The sequence below is a fragment of the Ancylobacter koreensis genome, from assembly GCF_023016525.1.
In the GTDB taxonomy this organism is placed as follows: Bacteria; Pseudomonadota; Alphaproteobacteria; order Rhizobiales; family Xanthobacteraceae; genus Ancylobacter; species Ancylobacter koreensis.
The window spans coordinates 1-1,269 of the sequence record NZ_JALKCG010000017.1 but is presented as its reverse complement, the minus strand read 5'-3'; the positions used below and the strand labels follow the sequence as shown (position 1 = coordinate 1,269).

The window sequence follows — 1,269 nt, the reverse complement described above, 5'->3', positions numbered from 1 at the left end:
CGTTGCCCCCAACTTCTATCCAGCTGTGAGTTCGCCCTGACGGTTGGATTTTCCCTCTCGGGCGTGCGGAGCGGCGGGGGCAGACGCGGCGCCGTTCATGGTGCGGAGCGTCTGATCCCGCCGTGGGTGGAACGTTGAGGCGAAGGCGCTTGGCGTCTGCCATCCGAGCTTCGAGTGCGGCCGGTCGGTGTTGTAGTCGACCTGCCATCGGGCGAGAGCGGCTCTGGCCTGGGACAGGCTGGAGAACAGCGTCTCGTTCAACAGCTCGTCCCGAAGGCGGCCGTTGAAGCTCTCGATGAAGCCATTCTGCATCGGCTTGCCGGGCGCGATGTAGTGCCACTCCACCCGCGCCGCGTCGGCCCAGCCCAGAATGGCATTGGAGGTGAACTCGCTGCCATTGTCGCTGACGATCATCTTCGGCCGGCCGCGCTCTGCCAGCAGCCTGTCGAGTTCGCGAGCGACCCTCACACCGGAGAGCGACGTGTCCGCCACCAGCGCCAGGCACTCGCGGGTGCAGTCGTCCACGATGGCCAGCATCCGGAAGCGCCGGCCGTCAGTCATCTGGTCGGCGACGAAGTCGAGCGACCAGCGCTCGTTCGGTCGCAGCGGGATCATCATCGGCGCCCGCGTCCCGATCGCCCGCTTGCGGCCGCCACGTCGGCGGACCATCAGCCGTTCCTCACGATAGAGCCGGAACAGCCGCTTGTGGTTGACCCGGAAGCCCTCCCGCCTGAGCAGGACGTGGAGACGCCGATACCCGAACCGCCGCCGTTCCTGGGCGATGGCCTTCATCCGCTCACGCAGCGAGGCGTCATCCCTGCGCGTGGCTCTGTATCTCATGGTCATGCGGCAGAAGCCGGTGGCTTTACACGCCCGCCGTTCGCTCATCCCATGGGCTTCCATGAGATGGGCGACAGCCCTGCGCTCGGCAGCGGACGTCACCACTTCTTTCCCAGGAGGTCCTTCAGCGCGACGTTGTCCAGCATCGCGTCGGCGAGCATGCGCTTCAGCTTGGCGTTCTCATCCTCGAGCGCTCGCAGCCGTTTAGCCTCCGACACGTCCATCCCGCCGAAGCGAGCCTTCCATTTGTAGATGCTGGCGTCGCTGACCCCGTGCTTGCGACACAGGTCCGACACCGGCACTCCGGCCTCGTGCTCCTTCAGGATGCCGATGATCTGCTCTTCCGTGAAGCGGCTGCGCCTCATGTTCTGGTCCTCTCAGTGGGCCAGAACGAACTTCAATCTGGATTAGCCAGGAGGGGCAACGTCA

General features: G+C 65.5%; 1 protein-coding gene. It reads right to left on the bottom strand.

The annotated features are described in order from the left end of the window. Nucleotides 1-15 precede the first annotated feature (15 nt). Nucleotides 16-1,205, bottom strand: a protein-coding gene (locus MWN33_RS18960) for an IS3 family transposase (protein ID WP_247202618.1) whose coding sequence is annotated in 2 segments (ribosomal slippage) — nucleotides 16-956 and nucleotides 956-1,205 — 1,191 coding nt in all. Because the reading frame shifts where the segments join, the coding sequence is not laid out codon by codon here. Nucleotides 1,206-1,269 lie beyond the last annotated feature (64 nt).